Annotated in this window: 28 protein-coding genes, 1 tRNA gene and 1 pseudogene; 21 read left to right on the forward strand and 9 right to left on the reverse strand. The window is 53.1% G+C overall.

What is annotated here, in order from left to right; all coding sequences use genetic code 11:
* Positions 1–28: 28 nt before the first annotated feature.
* Positions 29–376 (reverse strand): helix-turn-helix domain-containing protein, encoded by a 348-nt coding sequence (locus BMZ36_RS07520; RefSeq protein WP_091193813.1) that lies wholly within the window; start codon positions 374–376, stop codon positions 29–31.
* A 145-nt stretch (positions 377–521) separates the two neighbouring features.
* Between BMZ36_RS07520 and BMZ36_RS07525 the strand changes: the two genes are divergently transcribed.
* The 4 genes from BMZ36_RS07525 (at position 522) to BMZ36_RS07540 (ending at position 2,778) form a co-directional block, all read left to right on the forward strand.
* Positions 522–1,550: a helix-turn-helix transcriptional regulator gene (locus tag BMZ36_RS07525; RefSeq protein ID WP_091193816.1), complete on the forward strand. Its 1,029-nt coding sequence runs from the start codon at positions 522–524 to the stop codon at positions 1,548–1,550.
* A 23-nt stretch (positions 1,551–1,573) separates the two neighbouring features.
* On the forward strand, positions 1,574–1,765 hold the full coding sequence (locus BMZ36_RS07530) for an FmdB family zinc ribbon protein (protein ID WP_091193820.1): 192 nt from the start codon (positions 1,574–1,576) through the stop codon (positions 1,763–1,765).
* A 62-nt stretch (positions 1,766–1,827) separates the two neighbouring features.
* Entirely contained in the window at positions 1,828–2,304 is a 477-nt protein-coding gene (locus BMZ36_RS07535) for a hypothetical protein (protein WP_091193823.1), read from the forward strand.
* 90 nt (positions 2,305–2,394) lie between these two features.
* Entirely contained in the window at positions 2,395–2,778 is a 384-nt protein-coding gene (locus BMZ36_RS07540) for a PM1101 family membrane protein (protein ID WP_091193827.1), read from the forward strand.
* A gap of 146 nt (positions 2,779–2,924) precedes the next feature.
* Here BMZ36_RS07540 and BMZ36_RS07545 read toward each other — a convergent pair whose 3' ends face one another.
* Together BMZ36_RS07545 and BMZ36_RS07550 are read right to left on the reverse strand one after the other, a co-directional pair.
* Positions 2,925–4,175 carry a hypothetical protein gene (locus tag BMZ36_RS07545; protein ID WP_091193830.1) on the reverse strand — a complete coding sequence of 417 codons (1,251 nt, stop codon included), beginning with the start codon at positions 4,173–4,175 and terminating at the stop codon, positions 2,925–2,927.
* A 131-nt stretch (positions 4,176–4,306) separates the two neighbouring features.
* Entirely contained in the window at positions 4,307–4,531 is a 225-nt protein-coding gene (locus BMZ36_RS07550; protein WP_091193832.1) for a CopG family ribbon-helix-helix protein, read from the reverse strand.
* 170 nt (positions 4,532–4,701) lie between these two features.
* Between BMZ36_RS07550 and BMZ36_RS07555 the strand changes: the two genes are divergently transcribed.
* Positions 4,702–5,088 (forward strand): hypothetical protein, encoded by a 387-nt coding sequence (locus BMZ36_RS07555; RefSeq protein WP_091193835.1) that lies wholly within the window; start codon positions 4,702–4,704, stop codon positions 5,086–5,088.
* Between the two features lie 281 nt (positions 5,089–5,369).
* Positions 5,370–5,924 (forward strand): hypothetical protein, encoded by a 555-nt coding sequence (locus tag BMZ36_RS07560; protein WP_091193839.1) that lies wholly within the window; start codon positions 5,370–5,372, stop codon positions 5,922–5,924.
* Positions 5,925–6,167: 243 nt separating this feature from the next.
* On the opposite strand, the gene BMZ36_RS07565 is transcribed toward BMZ36_RS07560, so the two are convergent.
* Together BMZ36_RS07565 and BMZ36_RS07570 are read right to left on the reverse strand one after the other, a co-directional pair.
* Positions 6,168–6,371: an AlpA family transcriptional regulator gene (locus BMZ36_RS07565; RefSeq protein WP_091193844.1), complete on the reverse strand. Its 204-nt coding sequence runs from the start codon at positions 6,369–6,371 to the stop codon at positions 6,168–6,170.
* Between the two features lie 161 nt (positions 6,372–6,532).
* Positions 6,533–7,156, reverse strand: coding sequence for a YagK/YfjJ domain-containing protein (locus BMZ36_RS07570; protein ID WP_091193847.1), 624 nt, complete (start codon positions 7,154–7,156; stop codon positions 6,533–6,535).
* Positions 7,157–7,669: 513 nt separating this feature from the next.
* Here BMZ36_RS07570 and BMZ36_RS07575 point away from each other — a divergent pair.
* From BMZ36_RS07575 to BMZ36_RS07610, 10 genes are all read left to right on the forward strand, one after another.
* Complete coding sequence (locus BMZ36_RS07575; RefSeq protein ID WP_091193853.1) at positions 7,670–8,626, forward strand: DUF932 domain-containing protein; 957 nt, start codon at positions 7,670–7,672, stop codon at positions 8,624–8,626.
* A 107-nt stretch (positions 8,627–8,733) separates the two neighbouring features.
* Complete coding sequence (locus BMZ36_RS07580) at positions 8,734–8,970, forward strand: hypothetical protein (RefSeq protein WP_091193855.1); 237 nt, start codon at positions 8,734–8,736, stop codon at positions 8,968–8,970.
* Positions 8,958–9,242 carry a type II toxin-antitoxin system RelE/ParE family toxin gene (locus BMZ36_RS07585; protein WP_218142664.1) on the forward strand — a complete coding sequence of 95 codons (285 nt, stop codon included), beginning with the start codon at positions 8,958–8,960 and terminating at the stop codon, positions 9,240–9,242. The genes BMZ36_RS07580 and BMZ36_RS07585 overlap by 13 nt, the downstream gene beginning before the upstream one ends.
* Before the next feature lie 88 nt (positions 9,243–9,330).
* A complete protein-coding gene (locus tag BMZ36_RS07590; protein ID WP_091193857.1) occupies positions 9,331–10,326 on the forward strand; it encodes a YqaJ viral recombinase family nuclease in 996 nt (331 codons plus the stop codon).
* Positions 10,327–10,407: 81 nt separating this feature from the next.
* A complete protein-coding gene (locus BMZ36_RS07595) occupies positions 10,408–11,364 on the forward strand; it encodes a recombination directionality factor (protein WP_091193863.1) in 957 nt (318 codons plus the stop codon).
* Positions 11,361–11,528, forward strand: a complete 168-nt coding sequence (locus BMZ36_RS14525; RefSeq protein ID WP_177187821.1) for a hypothetical protein — start codon at positions 11,361–11,363, stop codon at positions 11,526–11,528. The genes BMZ36_RS07595 and BMZ36_RS14525 overlap by 4 nt, the downstream gene beginning before the upstream one ends.
* Complete coding sequence (locus BMZ36_RS07600; RefSeq protein WP_143086000.1) at positions 11,503–11,976, forward strand: hypothetical protein; 474 nt, start codon at positions 11,503–11,505, stop codon at positions 11,974–11,976. The genes BMZ36_RS14525 and BMZ36_RS07600 overlap by 26 nt, the downstream gene beginning before the upstream one ends.
* Positions 11,977–12,067: 91 nt before the next feature.
* Complete coding sequence (locus tag BMZ36_RS07605) at positions 12,068–13,168, forward strand: RNA ligase family protein (RefSeq protein ID WP_091193873.1); 1,101 nt, start codon at positions 12,068–12,070, stop codon at positions 13,166–13,168.
* Positions 13,169–13,239: 71 nt separating this feature from the next.
* Entirely contained in the window at positions 13,240–13,602 is a 363-nt protein-coding gene (locus BMZ36_RS14305; RefSeq protein ID WP_143086001.1) for a hypothetical protein, read from the forward strand.
* A 356-nt stretch (positions 13,603–13,958) separates the two neighbouring features.
* Positions 13,959–14,801, forward strand: coding sequence for a hypothetical protein (locus BMZ36_RS07610; RefSeq protein ID WP_143086002.1), 843 nt, complete (start codon positions 13,959–13,961; stop codon positions 14,799–14,801).
* Between the two features lie 28 nt (positions 14,802–14,829).
* Here the strand turns inward: BMZ36_RS07610 and BMZ36_RS07615 are convergent, their stop codons facing one another.
* From BMZ36_RS07615 to rsmI, 3 genes are all read right to left on the reverse strand, one after another.
* Complete coding sequence (locus BMZ36_RS07615; protein ID WP_091193878.1) at positions 14,830–16,041, reverse strand: tyrosine-type recombinase/integrase; 1,212 nt, start codon at positions 16,039–16,041, stop codon at positions 14,830–14,832.
* Positions 16,042–16,223: 182 nt separating this feature from the next.
* Positions 16,224–16,308 (reverse strand) — tRNA-Leu (locus BMZ36_RS07620).
* A gap of 51 nt (positions 16,309–16,359) precedes the next feature.
* Complete coding sequence (rsmI, locus tag BMZ36_RS07625) at positions 16,360–17,232, reverse strand: 16S rRNA (cytidine(1402)-2'-O)-methyltransferase (RefSeq protein WP_281242214.1); 873 nt, start codon at positions 17,230–17,232, stop codon at positions 16,360–16,362.
* Between rsmI and BMZ36_RS07630 the strand changes: the two genes are divergently transcribed.
* The 5 genes and pseudogenes from BMZ36_RS07630 to BMZ36_RS07650 form a co-directional block, all read left to right on the forward strand.
* Positions 17,227–18,342 (forward strand): penicillin-binding protein activator, encoded by a 1,116-nt coding sequence (locus BMZ36_RS07630; RefSeq protein ID WP_091193887.1) that lies wholly within the window; start codon positions 17,227–17,229, stop codon positions 18,340–18,342. The two genes, rsmI and BMZ36_RS07630, sit on opposite strands and share 6 nt — an antisense overlap.
* Entirely contained in the window at positions 18,339–18,677 is a 339-nt protein-coding gene (locus BMZ36_RS07635; protein ID WP_091193891.1) for a YraN family protein, read from the forward strand. Before BMZ36_RS07630 ends, BMZ36_RS07635 begins: the two co-directional genes overlap by 4 nt.
* Before the next feature lie 13 nt (positions 18,678–18,690).
* A complete protein-coding gene (locus BMZ36_RS07640; RefSeq protein WP_091193896.1) occupies positions 18,691–19,281 on the forward strand; it encodes a phosphoheptose isomerase in 591 nt (196 codons plus the stop codon).
* Between the two features lies 1 nt (position 19,282).
* Positions 19,283–19,873, forward strand: coding sequence for a BON domain-containing protein (locus BMZ36_RS07645; protein WP_177187822.1), 591 nt, complete (start codon positions 19,283–19,285; stop codon positions 19,871–19,873).
* A gap of 56 nt (positions 19,874–19,929) precedes the next feature.
* A pseudogene (locus BMZ36_RS07650) lies at positions 19,930–20,150 on the forward strand (IS5/IS1182 family transposase); the annotation flags it as partial.
* Positions 20,151–20,206: 56 nt separating this feature from the next.
* Here the strand turns inward: BMZ36_RS07650 and BMZ36_RS07655 are convergent.
* Positions 20,207–21,058, reverse strand: a complete 852-nt coding sequence (locus BMZ36_RS07655) for an alpha/beta hydrolase family protein (protein ID WP_091193903.1) — start codon at positions 21,056–21,058, stop codon at positions 20,207–20,209.
* Position 21,059: the final 1 nt, after the last annotated feature.

Consider the following 21,059-nt stretch of genomic DNA (forward strand, 5'->3'; position numbering starts at 1 on the left):
CGATACCAATGAACAGAAGAGGGCATATTTACTGACGTACGAGACGGGTTGCCAGCCGTTCCACCATGTTTACGATCATGGTCCGGTCGGACTCTCCGAGAGGGGCAAGCAAGCCATCCAAGTATTGGGCTTGATCACTTGGGCGGGGGCTGACTGCGGTCAGCAGATCGGAGACGTTGCACTGGAACAAATCGGCCAGTTCGACAAGCCGGGGAATCGTAGGCATGACTGCCCCGCGCTCGATACGGGACACCGCTTCGCTGCCGATTCCCAGAATTTCGGCGATCTGTTCCTGCGTCAGATTTTTGGCTTGGCGTTGCTTGGCAATGATTCTGCCAATGGCAACAGCCAATTGTGCTGTATCTGTTTTTGACATTGTGGTCTCCACTCAACCTGAATGGTTGGGCATCAACCGCTTGACATGAAGTGCTTTGGAGGTCGATATTCAACCTGTAAAGTTGACTATCGACGTGTTTGCAATACATAAAAACGATCAACAAGACTAAAAACAGGCAACACTCATGGCAAACCACGACGCTCTTTTCCGCCAATGGGAGTTACTGCGCAATATCCCGCGCCTTCCTCTGAAAATATCGGTCCAGGAGTTACGGGAGCGATTGGTTGCAGCTCAGTTTAATGTCGCCGAGCGCACCATTCAGCGCGATCTCCAGGAACTCTTCATTCACTTCGCTCTGGTGGTGGATGAACGGAGCAAACCCTTCGGCTGGAGTTGGCAAAAAAACGTCAAAAGCCTGGATTTTCCTGCGCTGGGCATCGATGAAGCACTGACTTGGGTCTTGGCCGAACAGCACATCAGCCAAATATTGCCCTCCAGTGCGATTGAACATCTGAGCCCCTACTTCAAGGCGGCAAGAAATCGGCTGGATCGCGAGCCGCAACCCCAGAAGGGGCGCTCCTGGCTGAACAAAGTGCGAACCGTGCCGCCTACCCAGCCCTTGATTCCTCCTGCCATCGATGAAGACGTGCAGCGCATTATCTCTGAAGCGCTCATGCGCGAGCAGCAGATTGCCCTTCAGTACCGCCGCAAAGGCGAGCGCGAGGCCAAAGCCTACCAAGCCCACCCACTGGCCCTGATCCAGCGCGGTGGCATTCTCTACCTGTTCGCCCGCCTTTTCGATTACCCCAATGCCCGCCTGCTGGCGCTGCACCGGATTGAAGAAGCCACGCTACTTGACGGCCAAACCGCGCAAGCACCCGAAGGATTCGACCTCGACAGCGAATTGGCCAAAGGCCGGCTCGACTTTGGCGCCGGCGAACGTATTCAAGTCCAGCTCCGCTTTTATGACGGCAAGGGCGAGCACCTGCACGAAACCCCGTTGAGCCAGGATCAGCACATCCGGGAAGACGCCGATCCCAATACCCTGACCATTACCGCCTCCGTAGCCAATACCCCGCAGCTCCAATGGTGGCTGCTGGGGTTTGGTGGCTGCGTTGAAGTACTGGCTCCAGAATCCTTGCGACACAGTTTGACAGATACTGCTGCCAAAATGCTTGCACGTTATACGCAACCAATATCCGGCAACGCATAAACACCAGTACAGGAGCGAAAACCATGATCCGCCCTCAACCCATGCTGTACCGCTGTCCGAAATGCGGCTGGAAAGATGTGTTCGCGCCGAAAAGCGACATGCTGATTGAGAAACCTTGGGAGGCGTGCCCGAATTGTGGGGGCCATGAACTGGAGTGCAAACCTGCGGGAGCCATGGACGTGGCGGTGGAAAAGCTGAGCAAGATTTTTAGCTAGTAGGTCTGATCTGAAAGAAGAACTACGGCGCAATATTTTATCGATTAACCGGAGACAATCATATGATCCCAATGAGTCAAGCTGAGCTGGATAAGGTGCGCGATGAGTGCTATTCGATGGTTACAAAAAGGGCTTCAATATCAGCGGGTACATCTGCGATTCCCACACCGGGTATCGATATTGCAGCCGACATCGCAATTCTGATGGAGCTCATTCCGGCTATTAACCGGCAGTTCGGGCTGTCCAATGAACAGATTGAAGGATATGACCCTGCTGTAAAGCAAGTAATTTATCAGGTTATAAAAAGGGCGGGCTTGGCTCTCATTGGTGTTGAAGTTACAAAAACAGTTGTTACGCAGACCCTGAAAAAGGTCGCTGGCCGAGCCGTGACCAAGCAGGTATTGAAATTCGTCCCGTTTGTTGGCTGGGCCGCCAATGCGGCAATTGGTTTTGCGGCGATGAAATATGTCGGCAATTCACATGTCGACGATTGCTATGCAGTATGTAGGCGAATTCTTGAGGCGCAAGAGCGAGTTTGAAGTGCATTGATGTTGGAATGAATAAATTTTCATCGGCTTTTGTCAATATTTAAATTTGCGTGTGCAAGCAAATTACATAGGTGGAATGCAATGAGCGACTATATCGAGGTAAGGACAAAAAAAGATTTGGAGTTGGCTGTTAAAAATAAAGCGAAAAAAATCATAGTAAAGGGTGAGTTGGCTGAAAAAATACATAACGCGGAAAAGATAACTAAACTATCTAAACCCGCTCTAGGAGTGCTAGCTGCCGCCATAGCAGCAACGCCATTTACAGGTGGCATTAGTGGGGTGATGGCTGTTGGTGCCATAACCGCAACAACAGGAATGGCTGTTGCTACAATATTGGCGATAATGTTTCTTGGTATCGCGCTAATAATATCCATCACAGATGGATATGATAGAAGAATGACTGCAAAGGTGGGGGGCGTAGGAGAGGCAAGCATGGAGCTTACTAAGAAACAAACAATTGAATAGTTAAGAAAGAGGCGAGCGAATAGTTGAAATTTAACGCTGCTGGATGATGTGTGTAATACCTAACGCCTAATCTACATATACTTCGCGTCTAGGGTGGCAACTAAAAATAAAATGGCTGCCACCCTGGGTTGTGTTTTTTGTTCTATCTAAATAATTTTTCTTGCTTCAATTGGTTGGCCATTTTCAATCTGGATAACAAATTTACTAGGCTGGTCGTGCTTTAATAGTAGAGCCTCGCTCTGAGAGATTTGCTCCATGCCCTCCTTTGCGTAACCTTCAAGCAAACTCGTAGCTGCTTGGCACCTCCCTTTGAGAGAGTCTCTGCGTTCTTGCAATGTGCTCTCCATGTTCCAGACGGACTTGATTTCGCTGATTTCGCCAAACATGGCATCTTTGAGTTTTATACCCAGTGCTGAAAATGAATTAATGGATTTTTCTATGCTCTGCCTTCGTGCAATTTTGAGGTGAGGATTGCCAGGAAACAATGACAATACGTGCCAAGCAGCAATCCGCGTTTTCATGCATAGAGTGATGTCAGTGGTGAGTTTTTCTAGCTCTAAAATTTTTCTTCTAATATCGTTTGTAAGATCTTCTGTGCCAAATGTTTCCGTGTGCTTTACTCGTTTAACTAGCTTTTGTTTAAATTCATTTTCTAAATGACACTGAATTTCCAGAAGGTCACGTTCGCAGTTTTCTAGCTCTGTGCGTGCGGTCTCAGGGAGGTCTCCTTCTTTTATCGAAAAGTACACCTGACCTAAGTACTCATACGTGCCTTGAATTCGAGCTTTTCTCTGATTGTCGAGAAATTCAGAGATATTATTTACCTTGTTCTTAATCTCATCGAGCTTTTGGCTAATGTCTGCTAAGTGCTTTTGAGCAACCACGACCGATGCAATTTGCCATACTGCCGCTGCATTGATCATGTTCTGTAGTTTGTCAGCCTCATATAGTTTTGCTTGCTCGGTAATTTTGCCGCCACTCATGGCAAACGGACGTAGACCATTTCCATCTGTTGCTCTAACAAGATCGCCGTTTATTACCACCTCCATAAGCTTTTTCCCGTGTGCCTCTTTGGCAATCAGTATGGATGGGGCTGCCTGCAAAAGTGCATTCAGTTTTCCGATAGGTTTGCTGCATTCAAGCTCTAATGGCTTTGCATTTTCAAATGCGTCCATGTCTAGCAATGAATTGATTGTAACGAGAGGAGTTAAATGCGTTTGCCCTATTATTAGCTGGTCTGGAATGGTCTCATGAATAATAATTTGTTGAGCATCAGTCGAAACGGCTGGTTGCACATCGGTTTTTGTTTTTTCTTTATATTTACGTAATGTTACGACGAAAGTCTTAATGAACAAGACGCCAAGCAATGCTGAGGCGATCCAGATAATTGAATTCATTGATGGTATATATGGGTAGTAAAATCAGAAGTATAAACATTAACCCGAGTGTGGCCAAATTTTGGGCTGTGGGTTTTCCTGCGCGATGTGGCTGTCGGCCGTTCAGTTTTTTGAGTGCGGTGCGCAGCCATTTAACCAGCATGGCGTTGCCACTTCGCGCTGATGGCGCTCACTTCGGTTTCGCTGGCAAAATCGCCCGCGTCGGCCTTCTGCAGTGCTTGGGTGATTTGGCCGATCTGCCAAGCTTCCCGCTCGATGTAGTCACGATTAGCCTGTCCGGCCAGAAAGGATTTGCTGCGCCCGGTGGCCTTGGCTAGCGCGTTCAGTTGTGCGGACAGATCATCCGGCAAGCGCATCGCTACATCATTTCCATAACCACTCCTTCATGTATTTTGCAGGGTTGAGCACCCGTCCCTCTGGGGAGTGCACTCTGTTCCATCGAAAAATCCCGCGCAGCCCTGCGACATGGTTTGACACAGCTTCCCCATAAAATCGGTTGTAGTGCCTCTAAAAATCGGAGCATGTCATGCACCTCATTCTCGGCGTTGTTGTTGCCGTTTTCCTCTTGGCTGCCTTCAAGTCAACGGACGATTACACCATCAAAAAAATCCTCAAACGGATAGGCATGGCCCTTGCGCTGGGGATCGTGCTGATCCCGATCCTGGTCTGGGGGGCTATCAGGCTGGGGCCATTTGTACTTTTGGTGCTGGCGATTTTCCTGGCCCTTCGATGGCTGATGTCGCCGTCCAAAGAATTGTCACCCCAGGCGGAATCCAGTGTTCGGGATGAGCCACCTGCACCCGATGTTATCTCTCAGGAAGCCTGTGCAACCAAGTCATTTACTCCGACCGCCTGTGTGACTGCCCCCCGTCGGTCACGCCGCCGGCGTATGCGCTCTTCCTGCAGAGTCTGAGTGCTTGGAAGTGCTCATTGATGTTTCTGTGAAGCAAACAAGTTGATCGGTGCGGGTGGGCATGTATCGAAGAGCAAAAATCCACGAATTTGACGCGCACTGCGTCAGCGTAACGGGTTGTTGTGCAATGACGGCGTAGACCGACGTTCCAAGCGCTTGCTGCGACATGGCTTGACCTAGCCCGGTCCTAGAATGGTTTCACGGTAGCGCACCGACAGGAACACAGGTTCCTTTTGTCGATCTGCGCTGTTTGCAAACCATCTTGGATACCGGAGAAAACCATGACTACGCCATCCCAAGCCGCCGATCAATTTACCTCCAATACCGAAGTTGAGCATCAGCCTGCCTGGCTGGCAATTCAGGATGCATTGGAAAGCCTGCAGAAACGGCTGCGGATCGAGCCGATGGAAATGCTCAAGTTGTCTACGCACTTCAATTGCACCGTTCGTACAAAACTTGCGGACTGCCAGTCTTTCGGGGATGAAGGTTTTCTGCAGAAAAGCTACCTGTTCATCCTCCGCTCGGCCTTCGTTTCTGATTTCAACCAGTTCAAGAAATCCATCGCGGATCATCCGCTGCTTGAGACCATCGAAGCCACCAACCGTTTCCTTGAAATCGTCGGGGCGGACGGAATGCCTCATTCCGGTGATCTGCATGGCATTCGGGTTGATGAAGACGTTGCAGCATCGAATCTGGATTTTGTGGACAACATGGAGCGGGCCATTGAGCAATTGCTGGCGTACATCGAAAAAATCAGCAGCGAAGCGGATCAGCTCCACGACAGGCTGACGCAGTTCAAATCAGGGATGAAAGCGCAAGCCGCCTGCGTGGGGTGAGGTGACGACCAGGCTACGAACAACGGCCATTTTGTTGATTTAAGTGCATCGCCACCGGGAACCCATGCCTTATCGCCCACAGCAGATTGTGTTTACGTGCCAGAGGTGTAATTGGTACGGTGTGATTTATGCGCCGCTAGGCGGGGTTCCTGATGGATTGATGTGGGAGAAGTGCCCGAAATGTGACAGCTGGCTGCTTGTGCGTAAAGAGATTATCCATAATAGTGTTTTTTGTTGAGCTAATTATTTTAGTTGCATCCAACCCTCTATTTCTGATTCAAGCCAAGCTACGGTGTTGGGGCCGAGGCGCTTTGGGAGTGGAAATGTACTGTCGTGGTGCTTGGAATTGCAATTCATCTTGTTGTATATCGATGATCGACTTATGCCTATTTTGTTGATCAATTCTGGTAGGCGAATGAATCTGTCTGTGGCGTGAGATGGTTTCATCTTGTTTCTCCTTGTCCAACGCAGTTCAAATATCGACCGCTTGGTTGTCTATGCATGAAAATTTCTGAGCGCGTTTCTCTCTCATGCGATAGGTGTGGTCGGTAATTTTTTACACTGCGTTGGAAAGGTTTTGTTGTGGCTGTGCCTATTAAGCCGGTTGGTTACTTAATTTCACCATGACCAAATGTACGGAAGCGCTTCAGGCTTTCAGGTAATACTGCGCGGATATTGGTCTCGTTCTTGATCAGATAAGTGGCTATCCATGCCAGATTTTCGCGCATTCCAACATCATTCCGATGGATCATGCCTATTCCTACCGGGAATCCTTTTCTTTCAAGTTCAGATTTGTTGTCATTGCTGCAGCTGAAATACCCCGTTCCTTGTGTAATCTCGTTTATCCAATAGGATCCAATCCTGCTGCCTATCGTGATGTCCTGCTGTGACGCATGTCCATCGTAGAAAAATATGCAATGGTAATGAAATCCTCTTTCAGGTCCCCACTCCATAGCCCAGATATATCCCATTTCGTTCGCAAAGATACTGTTGTTTCTACGGTTGTTCATAAACCTGGAGAAATATTCACGTGCAAGCTCAGCGTTATATTGACCTTCAGTTCCTGCTCGAAAACTCAGGTCGATACGTATAGCCAGCAATCGTGATCTCTTTTGAAAAAGATGATCGATATATTTCATTGTGCTTCGAAGATTGTTGCTGTCACTGAAACTCCATGTTTGCATGGCATATTGACATTGTTCAGATAAGATAAATTTTGTTGAGTTGAACATGGTGAGCTCCTTTGTGTATGGTGAAAAAGGAGAGAGTTGACTTTGGCAAAGTATGGAGTGTTGATTGCTTGTTGGCCTTGTTATTGGCTCAGTAGCTAATGTTGTTATGCATGAATGCAATGAGATACATCATCCGTATTGGATGTAATGGTATTGATGTGGTAATGCATAATGCAATAACACTAATGTACTAATACAGAATAATACCAATACCGGAATGCAAAGCACTGCCACGTATGGCGAATTACTCCGTGCGCATCAATTGTGGCCAAGCATTTGCTAAGAAATTACTTGATTAATGCGGGTTTTGCTGCTGCTTGTCTCTCCATATAATGTACAAGTTATGCGTAAAACTTTATTCAAATAAATTATGGTCACATATCATCAAAATGAGCAGGCATAAGCATTTTTTGCCCAAGGATCATGAATTGGCAACTTGCTTGCGCACGAGTTATTAGTCAAACAGCCCCGGCGATTGTCGGGGTTTTTTTATTTTTATCAGGAGGAATTGAAATGGCACATCTCGTTGAAACCATGGCTTTCGTTCGTGAAACGCCTTGGCATGGTCTGGGCAATCAGCTGACGCCCAACCAGCCTATCGAGCGCTGGATCACCGAGGCTGGCATGGATTGGTCGATCAATCACAGTCCGGTGCTGTTTAACGTCGCAGGCGAAGAAGATCTGCATATCCGGAATCATTCCGATTCGAAAGTGCTGTACCGATCTGACACGCTGGCTCCGTTGTCGGTGGTGTCAAACCGCTATCAGGTCGTTCAGCCGGAAGAGGTGCTCCACTTCTACAAGGATCTGGTGGAGGCTGGCGGGTTTGAGCTGGAAACTGCTGGTGTACTCAAGGGCGGGAAGAAGCTCTGGGCATTGGCCCGTACCGGGCAGGAAGCACTGGTCAAGGGAGGGGATCGCGTCAAAGCCTACCTACTTCTGGCTACCAGTTGCGACGGAACGCTTTGCACGACGGCGCAGTTCACCTCAGTTCGGGTGGTCTGCAACAACACCCTACAGATGGCCGTGGCGAATTCTTCCGGCGCGGTAAAGGTGCCACACTCGACCAAGTTCGATCCGCAAGCCGTCAAGGAGTCGCTGGGAATTGGCTTGTCAGCCTGGGACAGCTTCATCGGCAATATTCGCGATCTGGCCAGCCGTCCGGTATCCGGACTGGAGGCGACGCAGTTCTTCAGTGATGTGCTAGATGAACAGGTTCTGGATATTGAGGGAGGCCCGACATCCAAGGCGATGCAGCAGGTCACGGCTTTATATAGTGGCACCGGAATGGGCGCATTACTGCCTGGGGCTCGCGGTACGGCTTGGGGCTTGCTCAATGCGGTGACTGAATATGTGGATCACCAACGCCGCGCGCGCAGTCAGGATTACCGGCTCGATTCCGCCTGGTTTGGGCAAGGGGCGCAGATCAAGCAGAAGGCGCTGGATTCGGCTATCCAGCTGATCGCGTAGTTGGCTGTACGCTTTGATGGAGAGGCGAGCAGCCAGCCCGTTCGTTATGACAAAGCCGATGAAGTGAGGCATAGTTATGGCGAATAAAATCGTTACTGGAGCGCGACATGCTGACCGTATCGCTACCGATTGAAATTGAAAACGCCGTGCTTTCAGCTGCGCATCGTCACGGGCAAAGCGTGGATGAATTTGTGGCATCTGTATTCCAGGATGCGCTGATGCTCGAAGAGGACCGGGCCAGACTGGATGCGGTTTTGTCCGGTCTGCCTGTTGTGCCGCATGAAGCTGCGGATGCCTGGCTGGCCAAACTAGCTGCCGGAGAGGCCGGACCGTGCCCGCACTGAACTGGCATCCCGATGCTCTGCGCGATGTCGAGCGCTTGTATCACTTCCTCGCTGAAAACAGTCCGCACTCAGCCCAACGGGCAGTTGAAGCGATCAGACAGGCGGCCAAGGAGTTAGCAGAATCGCCAGGAATCGGCGTGCCCTTGGCAGAGTTCCGTCAATTCCCCGCCCGCTTTGGCCGATCAGCTTATGTTCTTCGCTACGCCGTTCTGGATGATGGTTCCGTACTGATAGTCCGAGTCTGGCATTCACGGGAAGATCGCCCCGCATAATCCCGCTTACGCGGCATTTGTTTGATCAATCTTTAAAGAAGCCCCGCCCAGTTCTCACTGGCGGGGCTTTTTCACGTCTGGAGGTTTTATGAACAATCGAAGCAACGTAGTCCGTCTGGTTTCCACCCAAGGCATGAGCCGTGAACAATGGCTGGCTGTCCGACGCGGCGGGATCGGTTCATCTGATGCCGCTGCCGCTATCGGTTTGTCTCCCTACAAGTCAGCCTTGGAGTTGTGGCTGGAGAAGACCGGTCGCAAATCCGCCGATGATTTTTCTCAATCGGAAGCAGTGTTTTGGGGTACGACACTGGAAGCCATCATTGCTAATGTCTACGCCAATCGCACCGGTAACAAGGTGCGGCGGGTGAATGCCGTTCTGCAGCATCCCGATCATCCGTTCATGCTGGCCAATCTGGATCGCGCAGTCGGTGCTGATGGGGTGTTGGAAGTTAAAACCGCGGGCGGGCATTCCGCCAAGTTCTGGGAAGACGGGGTGCCGGAGCATTATCAATGCCAAGTGATTCATCAACTAGCGGTAACAGGTAAGGCTTGGGCAGATGTGGCGGTGCTGATCGGTGGGCAGGATTTCCGGATCTATCGGATTGAGCGCGATGAGTCGCAGATTGCCGATCTGATTGAGCGGGAAACTTTGTTCTGGGGGATGCTCGAGTCGGATGTTCAGCCTGCTGTCGATGGCTCGGAATCTTCCGGTTCGGCGTTGGCGTTTCTGTATCCGCGTGATTCCGGTATCGAGCTGGATTGCTCGGAATCGGCGGAGCTGAATGCGCTGTTTACCCGGTTGTTGCAGGTACGGGCCGATCTGGGTGAACTGGAACGGTCGGAATCCTTGCTGCGCCAGCAATTGCAATCGGCAATGGGTGAAGCCACGGCAGCCCGTTTTGTCGGTGGCCGGATTTCATGGAAATGCGCCAAGGACAGTACCCGCTTCGATATGACGCGTTTCCAGACCGATCATCCCGACTTGGTCAATCAATATCAGCAGATCAGTCCAGGCTCTCGACGTTTTCTGGTTCAGGTCGATAAACCCAAACCTCAACTCTCTCCCCAGCAGCAGGCCGCGTAAATCGCGGCCTGTTTGCTTTTATGCCGTCGGTTTCTGGGTGGCATGTCTCGTGTGCTGATTTCAAACGTAGGAGGATTTCAAATGATCAAAGGTCTTGCGATAACCCCGCCTGTCATCGGGCGGATTTCCATCGGGCGCGTCGTTGAACGTAACGGCAAACGCCTGCCAGAGAAGGATGACTGCTTTACCATCACCAGCCAGGTTCAAGGCCGGGATGGCTGGATGCTGCACCCTTTGCATAATCACTATGCCGAAGCAACCGACAACAAACTGCGTGCCATTCCGGTTCGGTTGTTGTTCAACGATACCGATCTCAATCTGCGCGCCGAATATTCGGTATTCGATCGTCAGACTGGCAGGCCGGTGTGTGTCGGTAATGGTCAAACGGCAAAACGCAGTGAGGACACTGGGGTATCGGAACTGGAATGTCCCGGCCCACAAGGCTGCGCATTCGGGCAGAAGGCCGGCTGCAAGCTGTATGGCCGTCTCAATGTCCAGATCGACGGACAGGAGGATGAGCTGGGTTCGTTCATTTTCAGAACCACGGGTTACAACTCAGTGCGTACCTTGGCGGCCCGCTTGCGGTATTTCGAGGCCGCCTCGGGCGGAAACACCAAGCACCTGCCGCTGATGTTGAAACTGCGCGCCAAAAGCACGACGCAATCGCATCGGGCGCCGGTGTTCTATGTCGATCTGACCCTGCGCAATTCCGATACCTTGGCCAGTGCCGTGAAGTTTGCGCGGGATGAGGCGCAACAACAGGCTGAAGCTGGAGTGGAAACGGATCGCTTGGAAGATGCCGCTCGTCTTGCGCTGGCTAACGGCGTCTTCGAAGACAGCGAAGAAGAAGCGCCGGCCATTGTGGAAGAGTTTTTCCCGGAAACGCAGGAGGCGACTTCGTCTCCTTCGGGCATCCAGGAGACACAAAACCACGGGGCCGATCTGCCGGTTTCCAGTCCAGCAACCGGCTCTCCCCATGTTCGCCAGAATCGGGTGACGCCGCGATTGGGCCGTCATGCGACAGGAGGTGCGCCATGAATCAGAATGGTCCGATTGATTACCTGGTGAGCTTTGCCATCTGCTTTGCACTCGGCGCGCTGTCCGTTCAGCTCCTGCAAAGAAGGTCTTCTGCGCCTGCGCCGAATCAACCGAAAGGACTTGAATCTGGAGGTATCCATGATGCCGGCACTGCAACACCGTGAAGCCCGGAGTCCGAGCGCAGTTTTTCCGGAATCGGCCTGGCAACTTCAACAGGCTGCCATTCATGCCTCTTCCTTGTGGGACGGGTTTACCCATCGACGGAATTCCGATGATCTGTTCCATTGCTGGGGCATGGGAGGGATTGAGCTGCATGACCGGATGGCAGAACTGGCCGTTCTGGACATGCAGTTGTGCGAAGCGCTGTATCAGGTGTGTGCTTGCGGATTCCCTGGCGTTTACACCTATGAGGTGACCGAAGCACTGGGCGATGCCATTGCTCTACATTTGCTCTCGACCGGTCAATTTCCGACCGATACCGAGTGGCAATGCGCTTTGGGTGAACTGGCGCTGGAGTTTTTTCAGCGCGGCGATCCGGAGGATCTTCCTGAGATTCGTGCCGTGTTGAGGCGTTTTCTGCCGGACTGGGCCAAACGGCTTTGCCCGAACTGAGTTATTCCTTCCTTCTGTCTTCTGCTTCTTTCTATTTCCACCCGCCCCGTTCTGTCGATGACAGGCGGGGCTTTTGCATTCAGGAGTCCTTATGAAAATTCATGCCCAAGCCCATCTGTTTCTAACCGATGGCCGCAGCAACAAGGAATACCACATCGAGCTGGGCGAAGTGGCCGACGGCTTTGTGGTCAATTTCCGCTTTGGTCGTCGCGGGGGTACGTTGACCAGTGGCACCAAGACCGTCTTGCCGGTCGATCTGGAACAAGCCCGCAAAATCTACAACAAGCTGCTCCAGGAAAAAACTTCCAAAGGCTACACCCCGGAAGCGTCCGGTACGCCGTATCAGGCAACAACACTAGCGGAGCGCCAGACGGGCTTTGTTCCGCAGTTGCTCAATCCGGTTTCCGAACAAGAAGCCATGAACTATCTCGTGCATCCGCTTTGGGCGGCGCAGGAAAAGATGGACGGTGAACGTCGCGCGGCGCACACCAGAAACGGGAAAGTGATCGGTGCGAACCGCAAGGGCTTGCAGGTGCCGTTGCCGCAATCGCTGGCTCATGAGTTGCAGGCCATTGCCGTACAGCATGGAGAAATCCACGTCGATGGCGAACTGATCGGCGAGCAGCTGCATGTCTTCGATCTGCATGTTCATCGCGGTCGGTCGGTTCATGCCCTGCCTTGGCTGGAACGCATGCGTCTGGCTGAAGTGACGCTGGCGGGGTGTCGGCATCTCAAGACGGTTGCCGTAGCCACCGGTGCCGCTGACAAACAGCGCCTGTGGCAACAGGTCAAAACCGCGCGCGGCGAAGGCATCGTGTTCAAGCGCGTGGATTGCCCGGTAACCGAGGGGCGTCCGAATAGCGGGGGAGATTGGCTGAAATTCAAATTCACCGAATCGGCGAGTTGCTGTGTGGTGGCAATCAATCCCGGCAAACGCAGTGTGCGATTGGGGGTATTTGAACTCAATGCCAAAGGCCGGCATCTGATTTCGGTCGGCAATGTGACCATTCCGCCCAATCACGCCATTCCGGCTTCCGGTGACATTGTGGAAGTGGAATATCTGTACGCTTATCCGGGCGGCAGTTTGTTTCAGCCGGTTTATCGCGGAAAGCGCAGTGATTTGGATAGTGCAGCTTGTACGGTTCAGCAGTTGAAATTCAAACCTGAATCCAGTGAAAACGAGGATGTCTGAATCACCGCCACCAACCAAAACGCCATAGAGCCGGGAATCCCCGGCTCTTCATATTTAGGAAAGGACGTTATATGGAACAGCAAAAATATCGGCTGGTTCAGCCGGGAAGTCTAAATCGAGACCCTATTTACACCCGCCTGCTGGCGCATCACTTTGGAATGGGGATCGGATTGGGAATGAGTAACGAAACCGCCACACCATTCACGAGCAGGGAAAGCATTCCACTGGAATCGGCAGAATCCTGCCGCTCTGATCCTGCGCGTAGTACGGACATCGAGCCAATCGCGGCTGAACCGGTTCATTCCGCCGGGCAGCAAAGGGAATGCATTTCGCCCCGGCCTTATCCAGTATTGCCGGCTGTGACGGCTATCGTTACGGGCGTACTGGTGGGGCATGGTATTAAATGCTTGCTGGAATGGCTGCGGGAAAGATAATTCATAAAACGGGAGTAGGATTATTGCTGGGTGGGGATGGTTGTGATGAAGAATTATGCTGAATTATAAATTTCACTTAACTTCCTGCTTCCGTTTTTATTGGTGTGTCGATGGGGCTCGGTTTGGTTTTTGCTGTGGTGGTGCCCGCCTCCTCTTTGGGAGATCATGATTTTTGTTGGTGCGGGTGTTGTGACGATATTCTTTATGCTTAATCTAAGCTTGGAAAGTGTTAAGTACGGATGTTTGTTGTGTTTGCTCCGAGTAATATATACTTGAAACATCCAATAAAAATACTTGATCCTAAACATAAATATGCACTATAACTACTAAAACAACTCTAGAGATGGTGGCGCGCTGTGAGAACCGGTGATGATTTTTTTAAGGTGATTGGTCGTGATAAATGTGGTTGGCGTTTAGAGAATTGGTTGTGGGCTCGATTGAGTAGTCTAGGTATGAGCTCCTTGAGATTTAATGCGCCTGGGTCGAATGATGATATGGCTAGCTACATCAAATTCAATAATGTGAATATTGATGGGCTTTTGCAGGAATATGATAATAATGTTGCACTATTGCCGGAGTCGACTCTTGCGTGGATTGTTGATGATGAATGGCAATTTAAATGGATTTCCAATAAGTCCGGAGTAATGTTGTTTCCGGACTCTTATAAATTAAAGTCAAATGAAAAATCAATTTTAGTTTTGGATTTGATGAGCCGTGCTGATAAGACGATTGAGGTGAATAAATATAAATTAGAGTGGGCGCGGCAGGTGGAGCAAGATAAAAAATATATGTGGTTATTTGATGGTGATGAAAAAGCTAAGATAGCTATGTTGGTTGATTGGGTGAGAAAAAACTCTCACTTATTGCTAAATTGGCGATTGATTGAATGTCTGAGTTTAAATGCCAAGTCTGAAATATTGATATTTTTTAATTTGACTCTGCAGCCTAGTGAGGTGCAGTTGTGCTTTAGCTCGGTCAAAAAACGATGGAGTCAAGAAAAATATCGAAACAGCCTTAAGGGTAAAAAGCAGTGTAACGTTGTTTTGACAGAAAAAAGCCTTAAGCGGTTGGACGCTATGGCGGATAATTATTTATTGAGTCGCGCGCAAGTTTTGGAAATTTTGATTAGGTTCGAGTCGGAGCAAAAGCGCTACATCTCAGAGTGGGTCAAGATTGCAAAAGGTCCAGATACGGAATAACTAGCAAACCTTCGAAGTGGCAATTAATTTACAAGCGCGGGCAGGGGTTCTTTTTTAATGTGTCAAGGTAATCCGCCCACCACTGCATCATGGTGCGGCGTTCGTCCAGGTACTGTGCGCGATGATAGGCGGCACGAATTTTGTCACGAGGTGCGTGCGCAAGTTGGCGCTCAATTACATCGGGATCAAAATTCTCTTCGTTCAAAATGGTGGAGGCAAGCGCTCGGAATCCGTGGGGGCAGTGGATGCCTTTGTAGCCCATGCGCCCTAATGCATAACCCAGCGTGTTCTCGCTTATCGGTTTGTTAGCATCGGTCTGTGCAGGAAACAGCAAGGAAAATCGTCCGGTTAGAGGACGTAGCTGCTCCAGCAGAGCTAGTGATTGACGAGACAGAGGGACAATATGTTCGTTACGCATCTTCATGCGTTCCGCCGGAATTCTCCATTCTGCACGTTCAAGATCAAATTCTTCCCATCTTGCCCCCCGTAGTTCCCCTGGCCGTACAAAGGTGTATGCCAGTAGGTGCATGGCCAGCTTGTTCTGGATATGCAGCGGTTCAGCTTCAAGACGACGGAAAAACTCAGGCAGCTCTGATCGAGGCATGGCAGGGCGATGTTCCACTTTAACTGCAGAAACCACCCCGACTAGATCCGCAGCTGGATTGTTGAATGCGCGTCCCGTTTGGATTGCGTAACGAATTACTGCAGATATCCGCTGCAAGACGCGGGCTGCGGTTTCTACAGCGCCACGCTTCTCAATTTTTTTTATGACGCGAAGAATGATTGGCGCAGAGATTTCGGTTACTGGTAATTTTCCCATTTCCGCAAACACGTCTTTTTCGAGCGAGTCGAGTATTCGGTCGGCATGATCGTCACTCCATCTGGCGCGCTTGGTTTTGTGCCACTCGCGGGCAATGATCTCGAAGGTGTTTGCAAACTTCTCTTGGTTCCCGATTTTGTCTTGCTTGCGCTGGTCGCTGGGGTCTGTGCCTGTGGCCAGTAGTTCGCGCGCAGCATCACGTTTTTTGCGGGCGTCTGCGAGTCCCGTGACTGGGTATTCCCCAAAAGACAGCATGCCTGCTTTGCCGTTTGGTCGAGTGTATTTAAAGCGCCAAAGCTTTGATCCGTTTGCCTTTATTAGCAAAAACAGCCCGTTCCCATCGAACAAACTCAGGTCTTTGTTGGCTGGCTTAACCGTGCGGCATTGAACATCGGTCAAAGGCGCGATTTTCTTGGGCATGGCGTCACCCCATGTTTTGGGTATACGAAAAAGACTGCATAAGTATATCTTGCGCTTTTTGTATACCAAAAACTAGTGGATGGCATGGGCTTTGGTTGGACTGCTTTGGCAAACAAAAAACCCGCAAAGCCTTAAGCTATGCGGGTTTGATGGACTTGCTTGGACTGCTTTGTACTCTATTCTGGTGCCCGGGGTCGGACTCGAACCGACACGCCTTTCAGCGGGGGATTTTGAATCCCCTGCGTCTACCGATTTCGCCACCCGGGCAGAGGGTGGCAATTATCCACGAGTGGCCTGTGGCTGGCAACAGGCTGTGCGCTAATTATTTTCGGCTGCTTTTTTCAGTTCCAGCGCCCGTTCGTAAAGCGCGTTGCGCGGGGCCCCGGAAATTTTCTGGGCCAGCGCCACGGCTTGTTTGAGCGGGAGCTCGGCGACGAGCGGCGCAAGCAGGCTGTCGTGCTCGGCGATGTCCTGTGCTTCGGCGGGCGGGGCGGCATCGACGACCAGCACGATCTCGCCGCGTTGCTGGTTGGAATCGCTTTTGACCCAGTCGGTCATCTCGCCCAGCGGCAGGCGGCGGATGGTTTCGAAGGTCTTGGTCAGTTCGCGCGCCAGAACGGCTTCGCGCTCCGCGCCGAACACGGCGGCGAGGTCGTCCAGGCAATCGGCGATGCGGTGCGGCGCTTCGTAGAAGACGGTAACCCAATGCGCATCCTTGAGCCCGTCCAGCACTTCTCGGCGCTGGTTGCTCTTGGGTGGCAGGAATCCGTAGAACAGCGTGTGTGGCGCGGTGAAGCCGGCGGCGCTGAGTGCGGCAGCCAGCGCCGATGCGCCCGCGACGGGAACGACCGGGATGCCTGCGGCATGCGCTGCGGCGGCGAGCAGTGCGCCGGGGTCGGAAATGGCGGGCGTGCCGGCATCGGAGACCTGCGCGATGGCCTCTCCGGCCTGCATGCGCGCGACGAGTTTCTCGGCCATGCCTCGCTCGTTGTGTTCGCGCAGGCTGATCATCGGTGTGGAGATGCCGAAGTGTTTCAACAGGTGCCCGGTGACGCGCGTATCTTCGGCGGCGACCAGGTCGGCTTGCTTGAGAATTTCAACGGCGCGTGGCGTCATGTCATCAAGATTACCGATTGGTGTGGCGACCACATATAATGTGGACTTCCTGATCGGTTGGGGCTCGTTATGCACGCTGGCGCTCTCCTGAATGGCCTGTCGCGGTTGCGCGGTCTGGCTTGGTTGAAATGCGGTCTTGCGGCGCTACTATACGGCGCGCTGGTGTGTGGCGCCAGTGCGCAACCCGCTGTGCCTGCACCGGATAGCGGACGCTTTGTTGCGCTTATCCTGCCGGGCAAGAGCAAGGCACTCAGGCCGGCCACCGAGGCGATCAAGTCCGGCGTACTGGCTGCCGCGCGGGCTCATGGCGGGGCGGATGCCCTGCCCGTGCGCATATTCGAAACCGGCGATGCCGAAGAAGAAACGCTGTCGATGTTCAACCTCGCCAAGAGTCAGGGCGCAGCGGTGGTGATTGGTCCGCTGACCCGCAGCGCGGTGAATTACCTGGCGGATTCCGCCGATTTCTCCATCCCCGTGCTGGCGCTCAACAGTTTCGATGAAGCCACGTTGCGCCGCCCCAAACTCTACAGTTTCGGTCTGTCGATCGAGCTTGAAGTGCAGCAGATCGTGCGGCTGATGCGCAACCGCCAGGTGGCAGCGCCGGCAGTGCTGGTTTCGCCGGGGCCGCTGTCCGCGCGCATGGCGCAAGCTTTTGCCGAGGCGTGGAGCGAGGGGGGGGGCGCTGTACCCGTGCAAATCGAGGTCAAGCAGCCGCGTGCCGAGGCTGCTGCGCTGCAGGCCAAACTGAAAGGTGCGGACGCGGTGTTCTTCGCTTCCGACGGTCGCCGTGCCAGCCTGCTGCGCCCCTACCTGCCTGCAGCGCTGCCCTGCTATGCCACTTCTCAGATAACAGTTGGCCGCGCGGTGCCGGTTGATCTTTCCGGCGTGAACTATGTGGAAATGCCCTGGCTTGCCGAGCCGGACACCCCGGAATATGCCGTTTATGGCCGTCATCGCTCGCCGTCGGGCGATATAGAGCGCCTGTTCGCGCTTGGCGTCGATGCCTGGCGCTTGGCCGATGCGCTGGCTGGTGGGCGTAGCGTGACCGATCTGGAGGGCTTGACCGGGCGCCTGACGCTGTCGTCCGACGGAACGGTCGTGCGCGAACTGGCGCCGCGGGTCGCGACTGTGCGCCATGCCGTACCGCCATCCTCCCAAGCCGCATCCGGAACCGCTGAGCGATGAATTTGCGCGGGGTCGCAGCGGAAACGGCCGCAGCCGATCATCTGGCCCGGACCGGGCTCAAAATCGTGGCCCGCAACTGGCGCTGCCGCCACGGCGAGCTCGATATCGTGGCGCGCGAAGGCGCTACGCTGGTGTTCGTCGAGGTGCGCCAGCGGGCGACATCGGGCTTCGGCGGCGCTGCGGCCAGCATCAATGCTGCAAAACGCGCTAAACTCGTGGCTGCAGCGCAGGCTTACCTGCAAACTCTGCCGAATGTGCCGCCCTGCCGTTTCGATGCGGTATGCTTCGATGGCCGGGAAATGGTTTGGCTGAAGAACTGCATTGATATGGATTGAAGCAGGAAACAAAATGGATTTGATTCAACGCATGCAGGGGCATTTCGCCGAAAGCATGACGGCCCAGCAGGTGGCCATGGAAACCCTGTCGCCACTGGTCGCGACAGCCGCCGAACGCATGGTCCAGACACTGGTGGCCGATGGCAAGCTGCTGCTTTGCGGCAACGGCGGTTCGGCCGCGGATGCGCAGCATTTCGCAGCCGAGATGGTGGGACGCTTCGAGCGCGAGCGTCCCGGTCTGGCCGCAATTTCCCTGACGACCGATACCTCGGCGCTGACGGCGATTTCCAACGATTACGATTACGACCTGATTTTTTCCAAGCAGGTACATGCTTTGGGACGCGCCGGCGACATCCTGGTGGCGATTTCCACGTCCGGCAATTCCGCCAATGTCGTTGCCGCCATCCACGCCGCACATGACCGGGGCATGAGCGTGATTGCCCTGACCGGCAAGGAGGGCGGGCTGATCGGCGATATCCTGTCCGGGGACGATGTCCACCTTTGCGTTCCGGTCAAACGTACCTGCCGCATCCAGGAAGTCCATATCACCATCATCCACGCCCTGTGCGATGCGGTGGATTACATGCTGCTCGGAGGAGAGTGAAATGAAAAAACTGATCGTTGCCCTTGTAACCGCCTCGTTTCTGTCGGCTTGCGTTCCGCTTGTGTTTGTCGGCGGCGCGGCGCTCGGCCTGTGGGTCGGTTCCGATCCACGCAAGCCGGAAGTGATTAAGCGGGATTTCGATCTGGGTGCGCAACTTTCCGAGCGCATCATCGATACCTACAAGGAACGCGCACACGTCAATGTGAGCGTGTTCAACGATCTGGTGCTGCTGACCGGTGAAGTGCCAGACGCTGCGGCCAAGCAGCAGGTCGAGCAGTTCGCCTGGCAGATGAAGCACCGCCCCCGCAATGTCTACAATGAGTTGGTGGTGGCTGCGCCGTCTTCAGTGACTGCCCGCGCCAACGACAGCCAGATCAGCGCCCGCGTCAAGACCGCAGTGCTGGCCGATGCGGGTGACGCTTCTGCCGTGCATGTCATGATCGTTACCGAGCGGCAGGTGGTCTACCTGATGGGGATCGCCAAGCCTGCGCTTATCGAACGCGCGGCCAAGGCCGCGAGCAAGGTGAGCGGGGTGAAGCAGGTGGTCAAGCTGGTCGAGGTGGAGCCGGCCAAACCCGGCCAAGCCAACTGAACAAAGGTGGCTGCGGCCCCGCGTCAACAAGGGAGATCCCTTGGCTGAGTCGGGGAGGCGCAGCCGCCATCATTCCAATACGCAATAATGGGCAGCCATGGAAAGAAAATACGCCAGTTGCCAGAGTGCGTAACGAGACCTTACGAGTCACTCGCCAACTGGGCCGGACGATCTGGAAAAAATGGAGTGGCCATCACCGACGAAGTTTCGTGAAACCAAGATGTGTTGCTTCAAACTGCAGGGTGAGCGAGTAATGGCACGAGACTTTGATCGCCAGTGGAAAGGTGAGGGAGCTCGACCCTGCTCCGATTCGCGCCACAAAGCCAAATATGATTACTGAGCTTTTGCATGGACTGCCCGCGTCGATTTCGCGGCAATCATCTTCTGTACGGCATCGAAAACCTCTGCGGCGCGAAATGCGTTGTTGTGGTTTTCTCCGTTCAATATCTGGAACTCGGCATTAATTTTTCTTGCCTGGAGTGCCTGAATATAGGATTCGGCGATCTCCGGGAAGGTGTTGCTGTCATTGCGGCCGGTTAGTGCAATGACATGGGTTGCCGGATCGATTTTATTCACCCATTTCATGGGGTCTTCGCTGTTATACCACGGCCTTTTCCCTCCCCCCGACCTCCATTGTGCCAAGTTGCACGGGCAGGCGACCAGAACGGCTGCATCCAGCAGACCGGGGTTCATACCCATGATCAGAGCGGAAGTTGCTGCGCCGCCTGAATGACCGATGGCGATGACCTTGCCGGGTTTGAACTTGTCGCGCAGATGCTGGATGGCTGCAGCCACTTCCTTAATGTTCTCTTTGGTGTAGTGATCGTATCGCTGGCGTAGCGGTTCGCTGGAGGTGGAAATTTCGCCGCTGCCGTCCGGATAACCGGGACGGACCAAGGCGATGGATAACAAGTTGGCCGCAGAAAATTTTTCGGCGGCTTTTCGGGCGATGGGAAAGTGGTAATCGGCCGGCCCACCGCTAGAAACGTCACCATGCAGCCAGACCAGCATGACCTCGGGCGCGGAGCTGCCATATCGGCGCATACGCAGGCACTGTTCATGGCCGCTGACGTTTTGTTCGAAGTCGGGGGCTTTGCATGCCTCGGCAACGGCGAAGTGGGAGAGCGCAAGCCAGAGCGTCGCGGCCAACAAGCGGTAATAACGCAGCGCAGAGACGGCTTTCATG

Origin of the sequence: Formivibrio citricus (assembly GCF_900115065.1) — a bacterium.
Classification (GTDB): Bacteria; Pseudomonadota; Gammaproteobacteria; order Burkholderiales; family Chitinibacteraceae; genus Formivibrio; species Formivibrio citricus.